This is a genomic window from Streptomyces sp. NEAU-YJ-81, assembly GCF_017592595.1.
GTDB classification, from domain to species: domain Bacteria; phylum Actinomycetota; class Actinomycetes; order Streptomycetales; family Streptomycetaceae; genus Streptomyces; species Streptomyces hygroscopicus_B.
Window position 1 is genome coordinate 137,519 of record NZ_JAGFNO010000025.1, and the last position, 20,474, is coordinate 157,992.

Below are 20,474 nucleotides of genomic sequence, written 5' to 3' on the forward strand. Positions count from 1 at the left end.
CTGCATCAAGTGGACATGCCTTCGATATGTCCAACTGGCAGTAGTAGGCTCGCGCCGCTCGTTGTCGGAACTCGGAACACCGCCCCCGGAATTCGGGGTTGACGTTAGGGAGGCCATGCGCTTTCGCGGTAAGTCCATCCGCAGGAAGATCGTGGCGCTGTTGCTGGTGCCGCTCGTGTCGCTGACGGCGATATGGGCCTTCGCCACGGTGATCACCGGTCGCGAGGCGATCCAACTGCTGGACGCGGCCGACATCATCGACAAGGCGGGCCAGCCGGCCGAGGACGCGGTGCACGCCGTCCAGAAGGAACGCCGGCAGACGCTCATCCTGCTGGCCGATCCGCGGCAGTCGGACGCCCTGCCCGTGCTCCACTCCCTGCAGCGCAAAACCGACCAGGCCGTCGACAAGCTGCGGGCCGCCGAGTCGGACGGCACTATGCACGGCAAGATGAACGACGACTCCGAGGAACAGCTCGACAACATCCTCAAGGCCGCCGACGGGCTGGACAGCCTGCGCCGCAAGGTCGAGGACGACGGCATTTCCTCGACCCAGGCATATGAGTATTACAACAAGCTTGTCGACCTCTGCTACACCTTCCGCAGCTCCCTCCACGCGGTGCCCGACACCGACCTCGACAAACAGGGCCGCGCGCTGGTCGCCATGATCCGCGCCCGGGAGGCGCTCTCCCGCGAGGACGCGCTGTATGTCTCGGCGCTGACGGCACGCAAGATGACGATGGCGGAGCTCCAGGCGATGTCCGACCTCATCGCCGAGCGCACCCTGCTCTACGAGATCAACCTGCCGATCCTCCCCGACTCCGAGCAGAAGGTCTTCGCCGACTACCGGCGCACCAACGCCGCCCCCGCCGCCCTGCGCGTGGCCGAGGGCAAGGTCCTCTCCTCGATGGACCCCGCCACGGCCATCAGGGCGCTGGACCAGGAGCACTGGGAGGCCGCGGCCCACCCCGTCCTCAACGACTACGACCGGCTGGGCGACGAGGCCACCGACCGGCTCAAGAAGCGCATCGACCCGGTGGCCAGCAGCGTGTTGCTCAAGGCGGGGATCGCCGGCGTACTCGGCCTGATCGCGCTCATCGTCTCCATCTTCGTCTCGTTCCGGATCGGCCGGAGCCTGGTCCGCGATCTGTCCCGGCTGCGCAGGGACGCCCAGGAGGTCTCCAGCGTCCGGCTGCCGAGCGTGATGCGCCGCCTCGGCGCGGGCGAGCAGATCGACGTGGAGACCGAGGCGCCCCGGCTGGACTACGGCCCCGATGAGATGGGCCAGGTGGGCCTGGCCCTCAACACCCTCCAGCGGGCCGCCGTCGAGGCCGCGGTCAAGCAGGCCGAGCTCCGCCAGGGCGTCTCCGAGGTCTTCGTCAATCTCGCCCGCCGCAGCCAGGTGCTGCTGCACCGTCAGCTCACCCTCCTCGACACCATGGAGCGGCGCACCGAGGACACCGACGAGCTCGCCGACCTGTTCCGCCTGGACCATATGACCACCCGTATGCGGCGGCACGCCGAGGGCCTGGTCATCCTCTCCGGCGCCGCCCCCTCTCGGCAGTGGCGCAAGCCGATCCAGCTGATGGACGTCGTGCGTGCGGCCGTCGCCGAGGTGGAGGACTACGAGCGGATCGAGGTCCGCCGGCTGCCCCGGATCGCGGCTGTCGGCCCGGCCGTCGGCGACCTCACCCACCTGATCGCCGAACTCCTGGAGAACGCGACCGTCTTCTCGCCGCCGCACACCGCCGTCCAGGTGCACGGCGAGCGGGTCGCCAAGGGCTTCACCCTGGAGATCCACGACCGGGGCCTCGGCATGACGCCCGACGCGCTGCTGGAGGCCAACCTCCGGCTCGCCGAGACCCCCGAGTTCCAGCTCTCCGACACCGACCGGCTCGGGCTGTTCGTGGTCAGCCGGCTCGCCCAGCGGCAGGGGGCGCGCGTCTCGCTGCAGCCCTCCCCGTACGGCGGCACCACGGCCATCGTGCTCATCCCCTCCAACCTGCTCACCGACGAGGGCGGCCGGGGGGAGACCGACGACCGCGACAGCGACGACCGGGACACCGGCGGGCGCTTCGCCGACACCGCGCGGCGGGGCGTGGGCGACGTCCGGCTCGGGCCCTTGGACGAGGCCGAGCCGGCCTCGCAGCTCGCGTCCCTGACCTCGTCCCTCGCACATGAGGGTCACGAGGGCACCGACGAGGACGAGGAAGTGGGCGGGATCTTCCGGGCCCGCGGCCTGAACGCGCGTCAGTCCGTACGCACCGGACCCGCCCCGTCCACCGTGGAGCAGCATCAGCAGACTCCGGACGGCCCGGACCCGGCACCGGGCGGCGGCCCCGCGCCGCTGCCCCGCCGTGTCCCACCGGTACTGGTCGCCGACCACGGCCGGCCGGTCGAGGGCACGTCCGGCGGACGGCCCACCCGTTCGCAGGGCCCGGGGCAGCCGTCCTGGGCCGACCGCTCCGAACGCCAGGGCCAGGACCAGGCCCAGGGCCAAAGCCAGGGCCCGCGGCGCACGGGGCCGGAGCGCAAAGGCCCGGAGCAGAGCCCGGTGCCCACCCAGCGGGCGGCCTCCGGCCTCCCCAAGCGGGTACGGCAGGCCAGCCTGGCCCCGCAGTTGAAGAACGACCCCGCACCCCCGGACGAGGCGGACCGAACCGCTGCCGAGATCGATCCCGAGCGCGAAGCCGAGCAGGCGAGGGCCACCATGGCCTCGCTCCAACGGGGTTGGCAGCGCGGTCGGCGGCAGTCGGCCACCGGATCCGGCGATGCGGACGTAAGCCCTGGAACGACACATGAGGGGGACGGTCGATGACCGCATCGAACGCCGCAGCATCCAACGGCTCGCCGAACGGATCGGGCGAACTCAACTGGCTGCTCGATGAATTGGTCGGCAGAGTGGGCAGCATCCGCAAGGCGCTGGTGCTCTCCGGGGACGGGCTCGCCACCGGCGGCTCACGCGATCTGTCCCGGGAGGACGGTGAGCATCTGGCCGCCGTGGCCTCCGGCTTCCACAGCCTCGCCAAGGGCGTCGGCCGCCACTTCGACGTCGGCCGGGTCCGTCAGACCATCGTCGAACTCGACGACGCCTTCCTGTTCGTCACCGCGGCGGGCGACGGTAGCTGTCTTGCCGTCCTCGCCGACGCCGACTCCGATGTGGGCCAGGTAGCATACGAGATGACGCTGCTGGTCAAGCGGGTGGGCGTGCATCTGGGCTCGGCTCCGCGCTCCAGCGGGTGACGGAGGCCGGGGGAAGATGAGCGGAGACCCGGAAGGCGTCGCCCGGTGGTTCGACGACGCGGCGGGACCGGTGGTCAGACCTTATGCGATGACGCGGGGACGCACCCGCAGCGCCGCGGAGGAGAAGCTGGATCTGATCGCGGTCGTCGTCGCCGACAGCGCGAACCACCGGACCGTCGCCGACCAGATGTTGTCCCCGGAGCACATCGACATCGTCGAGCTGAGCCGGGACAGTCCGCAGTCCGTCGCCGAACTGGCGGCGGAGCTCGACCTTCCGATCGGCGTGATCCGTGTGCTCATCGGCGATCTGCTCCACGCCGCACTCGTCCGAGTGTCGCGGCCCGTACCTCCGGCGGAACTGCCGGACGAGAGGATTCTGCGCGAGGTGATCAATGGACTACGGGCACTCTGACCTGGTCCGCCCTCATATCGTCGAACCGGTCACGCTGAAGATACTGGTGGCGGGCGGCTTCGGGGTGGGCAAGACGACACTGGTGGGGGCGGTCAGCGAGATCAGGCCGCTGCGCACCGAGGAGCTGCTCACCGAGGCGGGCCGGCCGGTCGACGACATCGCGGGGGTGGAGTCCAAGACGACCACCACCGTCGCCATGGACTTCGGGCGCATCACGCTCCGCGAGGACCTGGTGCTGTATCTCTTCGGCACACCGGGACAGGACCGCTTCTGGTTCCTGTGGGACGAGCTGGCCACCGGCGCGCTGGGCGCGGTGGTGCTGGCCGACACCCGCCGTCTCGAGGACTGCTTCGCCGCCATCGACTACTTCGAGCGGCGGGACATCGCCTTCACCGTGGCGGTCAACTGCTTCCAGGACGCCGACCGCTATCCGGAGGACTCGGTGCGCGACGCGCTCGACCTCGACCCGGGCACCCCGGTCGTCCTGTGCGACGCCCGGGAGCGCGAGTCGGTCAAGCATGTGCTGATCTCGGTGGTCGAGCACGCGATGCTGGCCACCGCCCCCCGGGCCTGACCGCACGGCACGGCCCGTACCCCGCCGTCCGGGGTACGGGCCGCCGTTCGCGAGCGATGGCACCGTATGCGGCTCAGGAGCCCTCGGCCCGCTGCCCTTCCTTGTGCCAGCCGAAGCTGCGCTCCACCGCCATGCGCCAGTTGCCGTATTCGCGCGTCCTCTCCTCCTCGGACATCCCCGGGGTCCACTCGGTGTCCCGCTTCCAGTGGGCCCGCAGCTCGTCGAGGTCCTGCCAGGCGCCGGTGGCGAGCCCCGCCGCGTACGCCGCGCCCAGGCAGGTGGTCTCGGCAACCACCGGACGGATCACCGGGACGCCCAGCACATCGGCCTGATGCTGCATCAGCAGGCCGTTCGCGGTCATTCCGCCGTCGACCTTGAGCGAGCTGATCCGCACCCCGGAGTCCTGGTACATCGCGTCGACCACCTCACGCGTCTGCCAGCTGGTCGACTCCAGGACGGCACGGGCCAGATGCGCCTTGGTGACATAGCGGGTGAGGCCGGTGATCACGCCACGGGCGTCCGAGCGCCAGTACGGGGCGAACAGACCCGAGAAGGCCGGGACGATATACGCCCCGCCGTTGTCGTCCACGCTCGCGGCGAGCGGCTCGATCTCGTCGGCGGAGCGGATGATGCCCAGCTGATCGCGGAACCACTGCACCAGCGCGCCGGTGATCGCGATCGAACCCTCCAGGCAGTAGACGGGCCGCTCACCGCCGAGTTGGTAGCCCATCGTGGTCAGCAGCCCGCTCTTGGACGGCACCGGGCGGTCACCGGTGTTCAGCAGCAGGAAGCTGCCGGTGCCATAGGTGTTCTTGGCCTCGCCGACGCCGTAGCAGGTCTGACCGAAGACGGCGGCCTGCTGATCGCCGAGCGCGGAGGCCACCGGCACACCGGCCAGTTGCCCGACCGCCGTGCCGTACACCTCGGCGGAGGAGCGGATCTCCGGGAGCATCGCCTCGGGCAGGCCCATGGCGGCCAGGATCGAGGTGTCCCACTGGAGGGTCCGCAGATCCATCAGCAGCGTGCGTCCGGCGTTGGTCACATCGGTGACATGCACTCCGCCGTCGGTGCCGCCGGTGAGGTTCCAGATCAGCCAGGAGTCGATGGTGCCGAAGGCGATCTCGCCCAGCTCGGCACGGTGGCGCAGCCCGGGGACGTGTTCCAGCAGCCAGGCGGCCTTGGGCCCGGAGAAGTAGCTGGCGAGCGGCAGTCCGGTGGTGTCCCGGAAGCGGTCCTGTCCCACCTCGCCGCCGAGTTCGTCGCACAGGCCGGAGGTGCGGGTGTCCTGCCAGACGATCGCGTTGTGCACCGGTTTGCCGGTGCGGCGGTCCCACAGGACCGTCGTCTCGCGCTGGTTGGTGATGCCGAGCGCGGTGAGCTGGTCGGCCCGCAGCCCCGCCTTGGCCAGCGCACCGGCCACCACGGCCTGCACCTTGGCCCAGATCTCGGTGGCGTCGTGCTCGACCCAGCCGGGTTTGGGAAAGATCTGGCGGTGCTCGCGCTGGTCGACGGCGACGATGGCGCCGTCGTGGTCGAAGATGATGCAGCGGCTGGAGGTGGTGCCCTGGTCGATCGCCGCGACGTAGGTGTCCGTCGGATGCGGCATGGCGTCTCCTTCGGTCAGAAGGCTGCGTTGAAGACGAGACCCGCCAGCACGGCCCCGATCAGCGGGCCCACCACCGGGACCCAGGCATAACCCCAGTCCGAGGTCCCCTTGTTGGGGATGGGCAGCAGGGCGTGGGCGAGGCGTGGCCCGAGGTCGCGCGCCGGGTTGATGGCATAGCCGGTGGGCCCGCCCAGGGAGAGGCCGATGCCGACCACCAGGAAGGCGACGAGCAGGACGGAGATGCCCGAGCCGAGGACCACGGTGCCGCCGCCGTCGGCGACCGGGCCGATCCCGATGCCGTCGACCTTGCCGAACGCGAGCAGCGGCAGCACCAGCGCGGCCGTCGCGATGATCTCGGTGACGAGGTTGGCCACCGGATTCCGGATCTCCGGAACGGTGGAGAAGACCCCGAGCGTGGGAAGGGCGTTCTTCTCGTCCGCGTTGGCGGCGAACTGCGCGTAGTACAGCGCCCAGGCCAGCACCGCGCCGATCACGGCGCCGATGAGCTGCCCGAGGATGTAGAGCGGCACCTTGTCCCAGTCGCCGGTGTCCACGGCGACGCCCACGGTCACCGCCGGATTCAGATGGGCTCCGGACAGCGGGGCTGCGGTGTAGGCGCCGGCCATGACGCCGAAGCCCCAGCCGAAGGCGATGACGATCCACCCCGACCCCTTGGCCTTGGAGTGGTTCAGCGTGACGGCGGCGCAGACGCCCGCCCCGAAGAGAATCAGTATCGCGGTGCCGATGACCTCACCGGTGAAGATGTCCCCATTGCTCATGTCGGCTCCTAGGACCTCGCCCGGGGCGGGTGGCCCCGGTCCTCCGTGCTGGGTCGTTTCGAGCGTGCGGGTGCATCGGAATCGCCCATGGGGGGTGAACGTCACAAGAGCCTGCGTGCGGCGACGCCGACTGACACCGCAGCAGTGTTCACCGGCGGTCAGGGGGCGTCAAGGTGATGGACGGCAACGGTGTTCGTGACAACCGTAAGGACGTTGCCCTGGTACCGCCGCACGCTCGGGCACCGCTCAGCGCACCGCGACGACCGACGAGCCATGCCCGAACAGCCCCTGGTTCACGGTGATTCCGGCGCTCGCCCCCGCCACCTGCCGCTCGCCCGCCTGCCCCCGCAACTGCTGGGTCAGCTCGCATACCTGGGCGATGGCCTGCGCCGGAACCGCCTCGCCGAAGGACGCCAGCCCGCCGCTCGGATTGACCGGAATCCGCCCGCCCAGTGCCGTCGCCCCCTCGCGCAGCAGCTTCGTGCCCTCCCCGGGCCCGCACAGTCCGAGGTCCTCGTACCACTCCAGCTCCAGAGCGGTGGACAGGTCGTACACCTCGGCCAGCGACAGATCCTCCGGCCCCAGCCCCGCCTCCTCGTACGCCGCCCGGGCGATGGAGGGCCGGAACGGATCGGACGCGGGGGAGCCCGGCGGGGCCGAGTCGGTGGCGATGTCCGGCAGATCCAGCGCGGTGCGCGGATGGCTGGGGGAGACGGATGAGACCGCGCGGATCCGTACCGGGCGGCTCATCCCGAGCCGTCGCGCCGTCTCCATGCTGCCGAGCACCAGCGCCGCCGCCCCGTCGGAGGTCGCGCAGATGTCCAGCAGCCGCAGCGGATCGGCGACCACCGGGGACGCGGCGACCTCCTCGGCGGTGACGGGGGCGCGGTAGCGGGCGTACGGATTGGCGGCGCCGGCGGCCGCGTTCTTCACCTTGACCCGCGCGAAGTCCTCGGCCGTGTCGCCGTACATCGCCATCCGGCGGCGGGCCCAGAGCGCGAAATAGGCGGGGTTGGTGGCGCCCAGCACCCGGAAGCGCAGCCAGTCCGGATCGTCCGGCCGCTCACCGCCCGCCGGGGCGAAGAAGCCCTTGGGCGCCGCGTCGGAGCCCACCACCAAAACGGTCTCCGCCATACCGGACAGGATCTGGGCGCGGGCGGTGTCAATGGCCCGCGCGCCGGACGCACAGGCCGCGTACACGCTGGTGACCCGGGCGCCCTGCCAGCCCAGCGCCCGGGCGAAGGTCGCGCCCGCGACCTGCCCGGGATAGCCGCAGCGCACGGTGTTGGCACCCACCACGGACTGGATCGCGGACCACTGGAGCCCGGCGTCCGCGAGCGCGGCCCGCGCCGCCTTCGTGCCGTACTCCACGAAGCTGCGGCCCCACTTCCCCCAGGGGTGCATCCCGGCGCCGAGCACCGCCACCTCACCGGTCATGACGCCTCCCCGGAGACGGGCCGCCAGTGCCAGGTGGTGAGGGTGCGCCCGCCCTCCTCGCCAAGCACCCCGGGCACCACCTCGACCTCCATTCCGACGGCCAGATCGGCCACGGTCACCCCGGGGGCGCCCTGCCCCAGCACCACCATCCGCTCGGCGGCCAGCTCCACGGCGATCAGTGTGTACGGCCGCCACTCGCCGTCGGGGCCGGACGGGTAGGGGGCGGGCGGCCGGTAGCGGCCGTCGGTGTAGGACCACACCCGGCCGCGCCGGGACAGCGGCACCTCCGTCAGCTCGGTGCCCGCGCAGCCCGGGGCGCGGCAGAAGACGTCCTCCCGCGGGAAATACACCGCCCCGCAGCCCCGGCAGCACGTCCCCAGCAGCCGGAACTCCCCGCCCTCGGAGCTGAACCACCCGTCGACCACGGGCACACGCGTGGGGGACACGGCCCCTCCCGATACCTGGTAACTGACGATGTGTCAGAAGTGTGGCACGGGGACCGCGGCGCGCGTAACCCCGGTACAGTGACCGCGATCACGGTCCTGATCAGCCGAAGGGCGAGGGGAGCGGTCGGTGGCGGAGACGGAGACGCAAGCCCGGGCCACGACGCGGACCGGCACGGCCGTCCGGCTCGAGGCCGTCACCAAGGACTTCGGCACGGTGCGCGCGGTGGACGCCGTCGACCTCACCGTCCACGAGGGCGAGTTCTTCACCCTGCTCGGCCCCTCCGGCTCGGGGAAGACCACTCTGCTGCGCCTGGTCGCGGGGTTCGAACAGCCCACCGGCGGCCGTATCGAACTCGCCGGAGACGACGTCACCGCGACTCCCCCCAACCGCCGCGATGTGCACACCGTCTTCCAGGACTACGCGCTCTTCCCGCAGATGAGCGTCGAGCAGAACGTGGCCTACGCCCTGACCGTGCGCGGCGTCCGCAAGGCCGAGCGGCTCACCCGCGCCCGCGAGGCGCTGACCACCGTACGGCTGGACGGCTTCGCCTCCCGCCGCCCCGCCGAGCTCTCCGGCGGCCAGCGCCAGCGCGTGGCCCTCGCCCGCGCGCTCGTCGACCGGCCCGCCGTGCTGCTGCTCGACGAACCGCTCGGCGCGCTCGACCTGGCGCTCCGGCAGGAGATGCAGACCGAGCTCAAGGAACTGCAGCGCACCACCGGCATCACCTTCCTCCTGGTCACCCATGACCAGGACGAGGCGCTGACCATGAGCGACCGCATCGCCGTGGTCCGCGACGGCCGCATCGAACAGACCGGTCCGCCGGTCGAGGTGTACGAAAGCCCCGCCACCGCCTTCGTCGCGGGCTTCGTCGGCACCACCAACCTGCTGCGCGGCGAGGCCGCGGTCCGCGTCGTGGGCCGCCCCGGCACCTACTCCATCAGGCCCGAGCGGATCCTGCTCACCGACCCCGCCGAAGCGTCCGCCCGGCAGTCCGCCGAACCGTCCGCCCGGCAGCCTGCCGAACCGTCCGCCGACGGCCGGCGGACCGTCACGGGGCGCATCACCGATATCGTGCACGCCGGGGCGCACACCCGCTTCACCATCGTGCTTCCGCACGGCGACCGGCTCACCGTGCTCCGCCAGAACCTCACCGGGCTCCCCGAATCCGCCCGCCCGGACGGCGAGATCGGGCTCTCCTGGGACGAACGGGACGCCTTCCCCGTACCGAGTTGACCTTGTCATTGCCGACGGCACCCTGGCGGGGGCATACCGCTCGCCTGATACTGGCCGAGCCTCAAGTGCCAAGCGGGACGAGGAGGACCGGATGCGGAAACGGAAGATGTCTGCGTGGAGGTCCGCGGCCGCCATCTGCGCGCTGCTGACCGCCGCCGGATGCGGCTCCGGAAACGACGACGACAAGGGCGGCCACGCACCCGACAAGCTCGGTAAGGGCGAAGGCAAGGTCAACATCATCGCCTGGGCCGGCTACGCCGAGGACGGCTCCAACGACCCCAAGGTCGACTGGGTCCACCCGTTCGAGAAGAAGACCGGCTGCCAGGTGAACACCAAGACGGCCGGCACCTCCGACGAGATGGTCTCGCTGATGAAGACCGGACAGTACGACACGGTCTCCGCCTCCGGCGACGCCACCCTGCGCCTCATCGCCTCCGGCGACGCGGCCCCCGTCAACACCAAGCTGGTCCCGAACTACAAGGACATCTTCCCGGCCCTCAAACAGCAGCCGTTCAACTCCAAGGACGGCCGGATGTACGGCATTCCGCACGGCCGGGGCGCCAACCTCCTCATGTACCGCACCGACAAGGTCACCTCGGCCCCCGACTCCTGGCGCGCCGTCTTCGACGACGCCGCGCGGTACGACGGCCATGTCACCGCCTACGATTCGCCCATCTACATCGCCGACGCCGCGCTCTATCTGATGCACGCCAAGCCCTCGCTCGGCATCAAGAACCCCTACGCGCTCGACCAGAAGCAACTCGACGCCGCAGTCGCCCTGCTGAAGAAGCAGCACAAGGCGGTGGGGGAGTACTGGAGCGACTACCAGAAGGAGATCACCGCCTTCAAGGGCGGCGACAGCGTCATCGGCGCCACCTGGCAGGTCATCGCCAACCTCACCAAGGCCGAGAAGGCCCCGGTCAAGGCGGTGCTCCCCAAGGAGGGCGCCACCGGCTGGTCCGACACCTGGATGGTCTCCGCCAAGGCCGAGCACCCCAACTGCGCCTACAAGTGGCTCGACTGGATCGTCTCGCCCAAGGTCAACGCCCAGGTCGCCGAGTACTTCGGCGAGGCTCCGTCCAACCGTAAGGCGTGCGCCGAAACCGCCGCCCCCGACCACTGCGCGATCTTCCACGCGGACGACGAGAAGTACTTCCAGCGCGTCCACTTCTGGACCACGCCCATCAAACAGTGCCTTGACGGCCGTAAGGACGCCGACTGCACCGACTACGCCCAGTGGACCAGGGCCTGGACGGAGGTCAAGGGCTGAGATGCCCGCCGCGCCCACCCCAGGCTCGCGGCTGTGGCTGACCGCGCTCCTCGCCCCGCCCCTGCTCTGGCTGACCCTGGCCTATCTGGGCTCGCTCGCCATCCTGCTGCTGTCGGCCTTCTGGACCACCGACTCCTTCACCTCCGATGTCGTCCGCACGTGGAACACCGACAACTTCCACGAGCTGCTGACCACCCCCGTCTACCGCACCATCGCCCTGCGCACCCTGTCCATCGCGGCCGCCGTCACCGTCGTCGACGCGCTCCTCGCCCTGCCCATGGCCTTCTTCATGGCGCGGGTCGCGGGTCGGCGCTGGCGGCGGCCGCTGCTGGTCGCCGTGCTCACCCCGCTGTGGGCCGGCTATCTGGTCAAGGCGTATGCCTGGCGGGTCATGCTCGGCGAGAACGGCGTGGTGGGCGCCGCCCTCGCCCCGTTCGGGCTGCACGGACCCGGCTACGGCACCACCGCCGTCGTCATCGTGCTCGCCTATCTCTGGCTGCCCTACATGATCCTGCCGGTGTACGCGGCCCTCGAACGGCTCCCCGAGCGGATGCTGGAAGCCTCCGCCGACCTCGGCGCCGGCGCCTGGCGCACCCTGCGCTCCGTCGTTCTGCCCGCCGTACGCCCCGCCGTGCTCGCCGGATCCGTCTTCACCTTCTCGCTCAGCCTGGGCGACTACCTCACCGTGCAGATCGTCGGCGGCAAGACCCAGTTGCTGGGCAATGTCATCGCCTCGCAGGTCACCCTGGATCTGCCGATGGCCGCCGCGCTCTCCGCCGTACCCGTGGTCCTCATCGTCTGCTATCTGGCCGCCGTACGCCGTGCGGGCGCCCTCGACTCGCTCTAGTCGCTCCAGTCGCTCAGTCGTCCCAGGAGGTGGACACATGCGCATCTCACGCACCGCCCGCGTGGTCCTCGGCTGTGTCACCGCGGCCGGCCTCGCGATCGTCTACGTCCCGCTGCTGCTGGTGCTGCTCAACTCCGTCAACACCGACCGCTCCTTCGGCTGGCCGCCCAGCGGCCTCACCGGCCGCTGGTGGCGGGCCGCCCTGCACAGCGAGGGCGCCCGCCAGGCCCTGCTCACCTCGCTCAAGGCCGGACTCGCCGCCACCGCGATCGCCCTGGTGCTCGGCACCCTGGCCGCGTACGCCGTCCACCGCCACCGCTTCTTCGGCCGGCGGACCGTGTCCTTCCTGCTCGTCCTGCCGATCGCGCTGCCCGGCATCGTCAGCGGCATCGCCCTCAACGCCGCCTTCCGCACCGTCCTCGACCCGATCGGCATCGGCTTCGGCCTGTTCACCGTGGTCGTCGGGCACGCCACCTTCTGCGTCGTCATCGTCTTCAACAACATCGGCGCCCGGCTGCGCCGTATCGCGCCCTCCCTGGCCGAGGCGTCCGCGGACCTCGGGGCGCGCCCCTGGCAGACCTTCCGGTACGTCACCTTCCCCGCCATGCGCTCGGCGCTCTTCGCGGGCGGGCTGCTGGCCTTCGCGCTCTCCTTCGACGAGATCGTCGTCACGACCTTCACCGCCGGGCCCGGCACCCGCACCCTGCCCATCTGGATCTACGAGAACCTGGCCCGCCCCCACCAGGCCCCCGTCGTCAACGTCGTCGCCGCACTCCTCATCCTGGCGTCCGTGATACCCGTCTACATCGCCCAGCGGCTGTCCTCGGACACCGCGGGGGGACGGCTGTGAGGCTCAGCCGGTCAGCGAGCGGCGCGAGACCGGAAAGTCGAAGTAGGTGTCCGGGAACAGCTCCGGCTTGTACGTGTAGTGCCACCACTCCTCGGCCAGATTGACGAAACCGAGCTTCTCCAACGTGCCCTTGAGCAACAGCCGGTTGGCCCGTTGCACGCCCTTGATCCGCGGATCGAGCGTATGCGAGAGCGTGTCGAAACAGTCGTACCCGGTCCCCATGTCCACCGAGTTGTCCGGGAAGCGGTCCTTCTTGGCCGCGTAGCACGGCACCAGCTTCTCGCCCGGCACATAGGGCCGGGTGGGCAGCGCGGGCAGCCGCACGATCGTCAGGTCCATGGTGCTGCCCCGGCTGTGCCCCGACTTCTCCGCGATATAGCCGTCCTCGAACAGCCGGGTCTTGTCGACCTCCGGATAGAACTCGCCCTTCATCCGCTGGTCGCCGAGGTCCTTGGCCCACTCCACGAAGTCGTTCACCGCGCGCTGTGGCCGATAGCAGTCGTACACCTTCAACGTATATCCGCGCCGCAGGAGTTGCCGCTGCGCCCGGTGCAGTGCCACGGCGGCCGGGCGGGTCAGGATGCACATCGGCCGGCGGTAGCCATCCACCGGATCGCCGGTGAAGTTGTGCGGCGTGAAGTAGCGGATCTCCTGCAGGATCGTCGGATCCACGTCGCTGAGGGCCACGAACTCCTTCGGAGCCTTCGGCTCCGGCTTCGCCTGCGCCGGAGCGGACGGAGCGACGGCCAGCAGAGCGGCAACGGGCAGGGCGAGCGCACGCAGCGCGACGGCGAGTCTTGGCATGCCCATCACTTATCCCACCCACCAGAACCGGAAACAAGCCATCGCCACAACTCTCCGGCCCTGCCTCCGTCGTGAGCAACTCGGGTTGACTAACCCTATTAGTCAACTACAGTTGCTTGCATGTCCGCCGCCAAGAATCCCCTTCCTCAAGAGCCCGCTGACAGCCTGGCGGCTGTCGTGGCGTTGCGGCGCCTCGCCGATCAACTGGAGGACGCCGCCGTCGAGCAGGCCATGCGAGCGGGCTGGAGCTGGCCGCAGGTCTCCGAGGCGCTCGGTGTCACCCGCCAAGCCGTCCACAAGAAGCACGCCAAGCGGCTCATCGCCGCCGGAGTCAAGCTGAGGAGGCGCGGCGATGAGCGCGTTTGACAAGTATCTGCACGCGGTCATCGTGCGGGCGACGCACGAAGTCCACCAGGACGGGTCGGCGACGATCGACGCGCACCATCTCCTGTTGTCGCTCGCCGCCGATCAGGGGTCCACCGCACAGCGGGCCCTGGCCTCGGCCGGGCTCGATCACGCTGCTGTCCGCGAGGCACTGGATCGAGAGTTCGAGCACAGCCTGAGCATGATTGGAGTGTCTCCGGCCACCTATGACCTTCCCAGGCCGAGCCACGCTTCCCGGCAGCCCAAGTTGGGTGCGTCCGCCAGACTCGCACTGGAGCGGAGCTTCGCCTCCGCCCGCAAGAAGGACCTGGGGTCAGCGCATCTGCTGCTCGGGATCCTGCAGGCTCACATCGGCACCGTGCCGCGCGCTCTCGCCTTGGCCGGTATCGATCAGGCCGAACTGGCGGACCGCGTACGGCAGACGCTCAACAGCCAGGATCAGTGACCACGGCAACGGCTGATACCGCCAATTCCCCCCAACGCATCACGTTGCGGAGAGGGGCCGGGCGGCCATCTACGGGTCACATACGACAAGGAGAACCCCATGCACCAACACACCGCTGATACAGACAGCGGCCGACCGGGCGCCGAATCAGCCAAGACTACTGGCGCCCTGTCCGAGTCCACGCCGACCTCAAGAGCCGAGGGCTACGAGGCGATTCAGCGATTACTTCAGCAAGCCGTGATTCAAGGTGGCCTTCCCGGCATTCTTGCTGAGGTCCGCGACGGCGACCGGCAGTGGTTCGGGACCGCAGGAGTGGCCGACACCCGAACCGGCCGCGAGCGCTCACAGCAGGACCGGTTCCGTATCGGCAGCATCAGCAAGACGTTCGTGGCCACCGTCGTGCTGCAGCTGGCGGCCGAAGGCAGGCTGAGCCTGGATGACACCGCGGAACAGTGGCTGCCCGGTGCGGTCCACGGCCACCACCACGACGGTGCAGGCGTGAACATCAGAATGCTGCTCAACCACACCAGCGGGATCTTGAACTACACCGATGACCAGGAAGCGCTGAACCGTTCCGAGACACACCCCCCCCCGAGTCACTGGTGCGGATCGCCGTATCCCATCCGCCCACCTTCACACCGGGTTCGGGCTGGGCGTACTCCAACACCAACTACGTCCTCGCAGGCATGATCATCGAACGGGCCACCGGCCGCGCGCTTGCCGAGGAGATCACAGAGCGGATCTGCCGCCCACTCGGTCTGACAGGCACATACCTGCCGCACGGCAGCGACCCGACGATTCACGGGCCACACTCCCGGCACTACACAAAGCTGTTCCGGACCGACCCCGGCGCGCCGGTCCACGACGCGACCGAGCTCGATTCATCCATGTTCTGGGCAGCCGGCGGCATGATCTCCACCGCCGGGGACCTCAACCGGTTCTTCGGCGCCCTGCTGGGGGGCCGGATACTGCCACCGGACCAGCAACACGACATGTTCACCACCGTGCCCACCCGCGACTGGATTTCCAACGCCGCCTACGGCCTCGGCGTTTCCTCAGTGCGACTGCCCTGCGGGGAAACCGTCTGGGGCATGGGGGGTGCGCTCTTCGGATCGTGGTCCTACAGCTACGGTGCTCACGGTGGCGAACAGATGGTCACCGCCAACGTCAACGGCGACTGGGGCGGCGGCGGTTGGGACGACCCCATCGGCGTCTTCACCGATCTACTCCAGGCGAAGTTCTGCGGCCGGAGCGGTACCTGAACACCGGCCGCCGCAAGGCGACCCGCGACGCGCGCCCCCTCAACTCGTGCGACGCGGCGGCTTGCCCTCCTCCGGCGGTGCCTCACCCCGTATCCGCACCGGATATCCCACCTCGCCACCGCCCTCCCGCTCTATCGTCAGCGCGCCGTCCCGCAGCCGGGTGGCGAATCGCAGCAGTTCCGGCTTCTCCCAGCCGTCGCCCGTCTCCACGGCCAGCGCGCCCGCCCCCGCGCCCTTACGGCCCTGGCACGGTGTCCATACCTCCAGCTCCACCCCGCCGTCCGGCCCCGCCACCGGAACCACCGAACCGGCCCGGGCCAGTACCGGGATGCCCGACAGCGGGGCGTCCAGCACCACCTTGCCCGGGCCGTCGTACGCCCGGCCGGTCACCGTGTCGTACCAGCGGCCGCGCGGCAGCCGCACCGGCCGCCGACGGGCGCCCTCCTCCAGTACCGGCGCCACCAGCAGCGCGTCGCCCAGCAGAAAGGCGTCCTCGCAGTCGCGCAGCGCGCGGTCCTTGGGTGTCCGCCACCATACGGGGCGGACATACGGGGCGCCGGTGCGCGCGGCCAGCTGCGCCAGCGTTGTGAAGTAGGGCATCAGCCGCTGCCGTTCGCGCAGCGCCGCCGCCGCGTGCTCCAGCACCTCCGAGCCGAACTCCCACGGCTCCCGCCGCCCCGCCGAGATCGCCGAATGGGTGCGGAACAGCGGCAGATACGCGCCCAGCTGGAACCAGCGCAGATACAGCTCCGGCGACGGAAAGCCGGTGAAGCCGCCGATGTCGGGCCCCGAATACGGGACCCCGGACAGGCCCAGCCCGATCACCAGCGACAGTGAGGCCCGCAGCCCCGCCCAGCCCGTGGCCACATCGCCGGACCAACTGCCCCCGTATCGCTGCAGCCCCACCCACCCCGAGCGCGAGAAGAGAAACGGTCGCTCGTCGGGGCGCAGCTCGCACAGACCCTCGTAGCCGGCCCGCGCCATCGCCAGCGCGTAGACGTTGTGCGCCTCGCGGTGGTCGCCGCCCCGGCCCTCCAGGGCGTGCCGGGCCGAGCGCGGCAGGGTGGTCTCCCCGAAGGCGGCGAACGACACCGGCTCGTTCATGTCGTGCCACACCCCGGAGAAGCCCTGCGCCAGCCGCTCCGCGTACAGACCTCCCCACCACTTGCGCACCCGCGGATCGGTGAAGTCGGGGAACACCGATTCGCCCGGCCACACCACTCCGCGCACCTCACGGCCGCGGGTGTCGCGCACGAAGACGTCCTCCGCCGCCCCGCTCGCGTACACCGCGTTGCCCGGCTCCGCCTTCACCGCCGGGTCGACGATCGACACCAGCCGCACCCCGTCCTCGAGCAGCTCGGCGGCGAGCCCCGGCAGATCGGGAAAGCGCGCGCCGTCCACCGTGAACACCTGGTGGCCCGCGAAATGGTCGATGTCCAGGTGCAGCGCGGACAGCGGCAGATCCCGCTCCCGGTAGCCCGCCACCACCCGCCGGACCTCCGCCACGTCGCCGAACCCCCAGCGCGCGTGGTGATGGCCGAGCGCCCACCGCGGCGGGACGGCCGGGGCGCCCGTCAGCGCCGTCCAGCCGTGCAGCACCCGCGCGGGGGTGCCCACGATCACCCAGTAGCGCAGCGGGCCGCCCTCCATCCGCGTCCGGCAGCTGCCGGGCCGGTCATGGCCCGAGCCCGCGCCCTCCTCGCCCTCCCTCAGGGTGACCGAGCCGTCCCAGGAGTTGTCGTGGAACACCAGATGGGTGCCCGCGTCGGCCACCACCAGCTGCACCGGCATGGTGAGATACAGCGGATCGTCCCCCGGCTCGAAGCTGCCGCCCGGATCGGTGTTCCACAGCCGGTACACACCGTCCCGCAGCCGCGGCCCCGACGCCCGTCCGCCGAGCCCGAAGAACCGTGCGTCCGCCGCCACTTCGGACCGCTGCAGCCAGCGCGCGCCCTCTCCGCCCACCCCCGCCCCCGGCTCCGCGGGCCCGGGCGCCCCGGCCGGCTCCCACCAGCGCGGCGGCAGATCCCGCCGCAGCACCACCCCGCCCGGGGTGCGCACCTCCACCGTGCCGGTCCGCGACACCATCACCGTGACCCGCTCGGACACCACCCGCCAGCCGCCACCGGTGTCCGGCTCCAGCTCCGCCCGCTCGTCCGCCTCCGGACAGGGCCCGTCCAGCGCGTACGACGGCTCCGGCTCGGCCCCGTCCCAGCCGCAGAACACCGCGCCACCCGTGGTCACCCGCACCCGCAGCGAGGACCTGGCGAACCGCACCACCCCGCCCCCCGGCTCCGGATCGGCCCCCTCCACCTCACCCGGCACCCGGGCCAGCTCGGTGCCCCGGCGGGGCAGCCCGACCGCGTCGGAACGCCGACGCCGCCACGCCGAGCGCAGTGACCGCAGCCCCTGCGCCGTGCAGATCACCTTCACCGACCGCACCAGCTTTTCCGACCGCACCAGGTCACGCGCATCCATACTGATCAGCCTGCCATTGCCGACGCCCGGCAGAGATATGGTTCAACTGCCGTTCACCTGTGGTCCTCCCACATGATCCCGCCCTGTGATGTGGAGTGGCGCCCCTGGTGTGGGAGTCGATCACATGGCATCGTCCTGACCGGACGCATACGAGGCGGATGCACCACCCACGGACACATCCGACGCGGACAGCCCGGGAGCCGACACCCATGACCAGCGCAGCGCACTCCGACCATCGGCCACAGCCCCTGTGGCAGCCCGGCGCGGACCGGATCGACCGGTCCCGGCTGACCGCCTTCCACGCCTGGGCGGCCGAGCGTCACGGCGCGCCCGCGCCCACCAAGGACGACCCGGCCGCGAGCTACGCCGCGCTGCACCGCTGGTCGGTGGAGGAGCTGGAGACCTTCTGGCAGGCGGTCACCGAATGGTTCGAGGTGCGCTTCACCACCCCGTACGAACAGGTGCTCGCCGACGCCACCATGCCCGGCGCCCGCTGGTTCCCCGGCGCCACCCTCAACTACGCCGAGCACGCCCTGCGCGCCGCCGAGGACCCCGCCCGCGCCGCCGAGCCCGCCCTGCTCCACGTCGACGAGACCAATGACCCGCGCCCGGTCAGCTGGGCCGAACTGCGCGGCCAGGTCGGCGCCGTCGCCGCCGAGCTGCGCCGCCTCGGTGTCCGACCGGGCGACCGGGTCAGCGGCTACGTCCCCAACATCCCCCAGGCCACCGTCGCCCTCCTGGCCACCGCCGCCGTCGGCGCGGTATGGACCTCCTGCGCCCCCGACTTCGGCGCCCGCAGCGTCCTGGACCGCTTCCAGCAGGTCGAACCGGTGGTGCTCTTCACCATCGACGGCTACCGCTACGGCGGGAAGACCCACGACCGCACCAAGACCGTGGCCGAGCTCCGCGCCGAGCTGCCCAGCCTGCGCGCCGTCGTCCACATCCCGCTGCTGGGCACCCCCGCCCCCGAGGGCGCGCTGGTCTGGGACGACGTCGTGCGCGAGCCGGCGGAGCCGGTCTTCGAGCCGCTGCCCTTCGACCACCCGCTGTGGGTGCTCTACTCCTCCGGCACCACCGGCCTGCCCAAGGCGATCGTCCAGTCCCAGGGCGGCATCCTGCTCGAACACCTCAAGCAGCTCGGCCTCCACTGCGACCTCGGCCCCGGCGACCGCTTCTTCTGGTACACCTCCACCGGCTGGATGATGTGGAACTTCCTGGTCTCCGGGCTGCTCGTCGGCGCCACCGTGGTCCTCTACGACGGCAGCCCCGGCCATCCGGACACCGCCGCCCAGTGGCGCGTCGCCGAGCGCACCGGGACCACGCTCTACGGCACCTCCGCCGCGTACGTCATGGCCTGCCGCAAGGCCGATGTCCACCCGGGCCGCGACTTCGACCTCTCCCGCATCAAATGCGTCGCCACCACCGGCTCCCCGCTGCCGCCCGACGGCTTCCGATGGATCCACGACGAGGTGGCCGAGGACATGTGGATCGCCTCCGTCAGCGGCGGCACCGATGTGTGCAGCTGCTTCGCGGGCGCCGTGCCCACCCTCCCCGTCTACATCGGCGAGCTGCAGGCCCCCGGCCTCGGCACCGACCTCCAGGCCTGGGACCCACAGGGCGAACCAGTGGTCGACGAGGTCGGCGAGCTCATCGTGGCCCGCCCCATGCCGTCGATGCCGGTCCGCTTCTGGAACGACCCCGACGGCAGCCGCTACCGCGACAGCTACTTCGAGATGTTCCCCGGCGCGTGGCGCCACGGCGACTGGATCACCCTGACCTCCCGCGGCACCGTGGTCATCCACGGCCGCTCCGACTCCACCCTCAACCGGCAGGGCGTCCGAATGGGCTCCGCCGACATCTACGAGGCCGTCGAACGGCTCCCGGAGATCCGCGAATCCCTCGTCATCGGCGTCGAACAACCCGACGGCGGCTACTGGATGCCACTCTTCGTCCACCTCGCCCCCGGCGCCACACTGGACGAGGAACTCCTGAGCCGCATCAAGACCACCATCCGCACCCAGCTCTCCCCACGCCACGTCCCGGACGAGATCATCGAGGTCCCCGGCGTCCCCCACACCCTGACCGGCAAACGCATCGAGGTCCCGGTCAAGCGCCTCCTCCAGGGCACCTCCCTGGACAAGGCGGTCAACCCGGGCTCGGTGGACGACGTGGAGCTCCTGCGGTACTACGAACGCCTGGCCCAGGAGAAGCGCGGCTCCGCTCCGTCGGCGGGCGCGGCTGGGGCTTGAGGGGGCGGATATCCGGGGGAGTCCCGACCTTCGATCGAGCGGAGCCCCACCCTCCAGCTCCCTCTGGACCTCCGGCCCCGTAGCCCCTCTGGACCGCCAACTCCCTCTGGACCCCCAGCCCCTCCAGACCCTCCGCACCCTCCAGCCCCTCCGGCGT

Annotated in this window: 19 protein-coding genes; 13 read left to right on the plus strand and 6 right to left on the minus strand. The window is 70.8% G+C overall.

The window, feature by feature from the left end:
* Positions 1-115: 115 nt before the first annotated feature.
* Genes J5X86_RS37395 through J5X86_RS37410 form a run of 4 tightly spaced genes read left to right on the plus strand, consistent with a single transcriptional unit; the run spans position 116 to position 4,226 of the window.
* Positions 116-2,815, plus strand: a complete 2,700-nt coding sequence (locus tag J5X86_RS37395) for a nitrate- and nitrite sensing domain-containing protein (protein WP_208521111.1) — start codon at positions 116-118, stop codon at positions 2,813-2,815.
* The gene (locus J5X86_RS37400; protein ID WP_014058710.1) at positions 2,812-3,240 is read left to right on the plus strand and encodes a roadblock/LC7 domain-containing protein; all 429 of its coding nucleotides are present in this window, start codon (positions 2,812-2,814) and stop codon (positions 3,238-3,240) included. Before J5X86_RS37395 ends, J5X86_RS37400 begins: the two co-directional genes overlap by 4 nt.
* Before the next feature lie 16 nt (positions 3,241-3,256).
* Positions 3,257-3,652, plus strand: a complete 396-nt coding sequence (locus J5X86_RS37405) for a DUF742 domain-containing protein (RefSeq protein WP_014058709.1) — start codon at positions 3,257-3,259, stop codon at positions 3,650-3,652.
* The gene (locus J5X86_RS37410; RefSeq protein ID WP_208521112.1) at positions 3,633-4,226 is read left to right on the plus strand and encodes an ATP/GTP-binding protein; all 594 of its coding nucleotides are present in this window, start codon (positions 3,633-3,635) and stop codon (positions 4,224-4,226) included. The genes J5X86_RS37405 and J5X86_RS37410 overlap by 20 nt, the downstream gene beginning before the upstream one ends.
* Positions 4,227-4,299: 73 nt before the next feature.
* On the opposite strand, the gene glpK is transcribed toward J5X86_RS37410, so the two are convergent.
* The 4 genes from glpK to J5X86_RS37430 all read right to left on the minus strand — a co-directional run bounded on the left by glpK (position 4,300) and on the right by J5X86_RS37430 (position 8,494).
* On the minus strand, positions 4,300-5,832 hold the full coding sequence (gene glpK / locus J5X86_RS37415) for a glycerol kinase GlpK (protein WP_208521113.1): 1,533 nt from the start codon (positions 5,830-5,832) through the stop codon (positions 4,300-4,302).
* A gap of 14 nt (positions 5,833-5,846) precedes the next feature.
* A complete protein-coding gene (locus tag J5X86_RS37420) occupies positions 5,847-6,611 on the minus strand; it encodes an MIP/aquaporin family protein (RefSeq protein ID WP_208521114.1) in 765 nt (254 codons plus the stop codon).
* 246 nt (positions 6,612-6,857) lie between these two features.
* Positions 6,858-8,048: a lipid-transfer protein gene (locus tag J5X86_RS37425; protein ID WP_208521115.1), complete on the minus strand. Its 1,191-nt coding sequence runs from the start codon at positions 8,046-8,048 to the stop codon at positions 6,858-6,860.
* Positions 8,045-8,494: a Zn-ribbon domain-containing OB-fold protein gene (locus tag J5X86_RS37430; protein WP_208521116.1), complete on the minus strand. Its 450-nt coding sequence runs from the start codon at positions 8,492-8,494 to the stop codon at positions 8,045-8,047. Before J5X86_RS37430 ends, J5X86_RS37425 begins: the two co-directional genes overlap by 4 nt.
* Before the next feature lie 127 nt (positions 8,495-8,621).
* Here J5X86_RS37430 and J5X86_RS37435 point away from each other — a divergent pair, with 127 nt between their 5' ends.
* The 4 genes from J5X86_RS37435 (at position 8,622) to J5X86_RS37450 (ending at position 12,695) form a co-directional block, all read left to right on the plus strand.
* On the plus strand, positions 8,622-9,728 hold the full coding sequence (locus tag J5X86_RS37435; protein WP_208521117.1) for an ABC transporter ATP-binding protein: 1,107 nt from the start codon (positions 8,622-8,624) through the stop codon (positions 9,726-9,728).
* Between the two features lie 91 nt (positions 9,729-9,819).
* Positions 9,820-10,998, plus strand: coding sequence for an ABC transporter substrate-binding protein (locus tag J5X86_RS37440; protein ID WP_208521118.1), 1,179 nt, complete (start codon positions 9,820-9,822; stop codon positions 10,996-10,998).
* Between the two features lies 1 nt (position 10,999).
* A complete protein-coding gene (locus J5X86_RS37445; protein ID WP_208521119.1) occupies positions 11,000-11,845 on the plus strand; it encodes an ABC transporter permease in 846 nt (281 codons plus the stop codon).
* 37 nt (positions 11,846-11,882) lie between these two features.
* Positions 11,883-12,695, plus strand: coding sequence for an ABC transporter permease (locus J5X86_RS37450; protein WP_208521120.1), 813 nt, complete (start codon positions 11,883-11,885; stop codon positions 12,693-12,695).
* Between the two features lie 3 nt (positions 12,696-12,698).
* On the opposite strand, the gene J5X86_RS37455 is transcribed toward J5X86_RS37450, so the two are convergent.
* Positions 12,699-13,499 (minus strand): M15 family metallopeptidase, encoded by an 801-nt coding sequence (locus J5X86_RS37455; RefSeq protein WP_208521134.1) that lies wholly within the window; start codon positions 13,497-13,499, stop codon positions 12,699-12,701.
* A 120-nt stretch (positions 13,500-13,619) separates the two neighbouring features.
* Here J5X86_RS37455 and J5X86_RS37460 point away from each other — a divergent pair, with 120 nt between their 5' ends.
* The 4 genes from J5X86_RS37460 (at position 13,620) to J5X86_RS52150 (ending at position 15,590) form a co-directional block, all read left to right on the plus strand.
* Positions 13,620-13,865, plus strand: coding sequence for a hypothetical protein (locus J5X86_RS37460; RefSeq protein ID WP_208521121.1), 246 nt, complete (start codon positions 13,620-13,622; stop codon positions 13,863-13,865).
* Positions 13,852-14,328, plus strand: coding sequence for a Clp protease N-terminal domain-containing protein (locus J5X86_RS37465; RefSeq protein WP_208521122.1), 477 nt, complete (start codon positions 13,852-13,854; stop codon positions 14,326-14,328). Before J5X86_RS37460 ends, J5X86_RS37465 begins: the two co-directional genes overlap by 14 nt.
* 99 nt (positions 14,329-14,427) lie before the next feature.
* Positions 14,428-15,018 carry a serine hydrolase gene (locus J5X86_RS52145; protein ID WP_279595614.1) on the plus strand — a complete coding sequence of 197 codons (591 nt, stop codon included), beginning with the start codon at positions 14,428-14,430 and terminating at the stop codon, positions 15,016-15,018.
* Positions 14,931-15,590 carry a serine hydrolase domain-containing protein gene (locus tag J5X86_RS52150; protein ID WP_308124835.1) on the plus strand — a complete coding sequence of 220 codons (660 nt, stop codon included), beginning with the start codon at positions 14,931-14,933 and terminating at the stop codon, positions 15,588-15,590. Before J5X86_RS52145 ends, J5X86_RS52150 begins: the two co-directional genes overlap by 88 nt.
* 39 nt (positions 15,591-15,629) lie before the next feature.
* Here J5X86_RS52150 and J5X86_RS37475 read toward each other — a convergent pair whose 3' ends face one another.
* The gene (locus J5X86_RS37475; protein WP_208521123.1) at positions 15,630-18,068 is read right to left on the minus strand and encodes a glycoside hydrolase family 31 protein; all 2,439 of its coding nucleotides are present in this window, start codon (positions 18,066-18,068) and stop codon (positions 15,630-15,632) included.
* 209 nt (positions 18,069-18,277) lie between these two features.
* Here J5X86_RS37475 and J5X86_RS37480 point away from each other — a divergent pair, with 209 nt between their 5' ends.
* On the plus strand, positions 18,278-20,317 hold the full coding sequence (locus J5X86_RS37480) for an acetoacetate--CoA ligase (protein ID WP_208521124.1): 2,040 nt from the start codon (positions 18,278-18,280) through the stop codon (positions 20,315-20,317).
* Positions 20,318-20,474 lie beyond the last annotated feature (157 nt).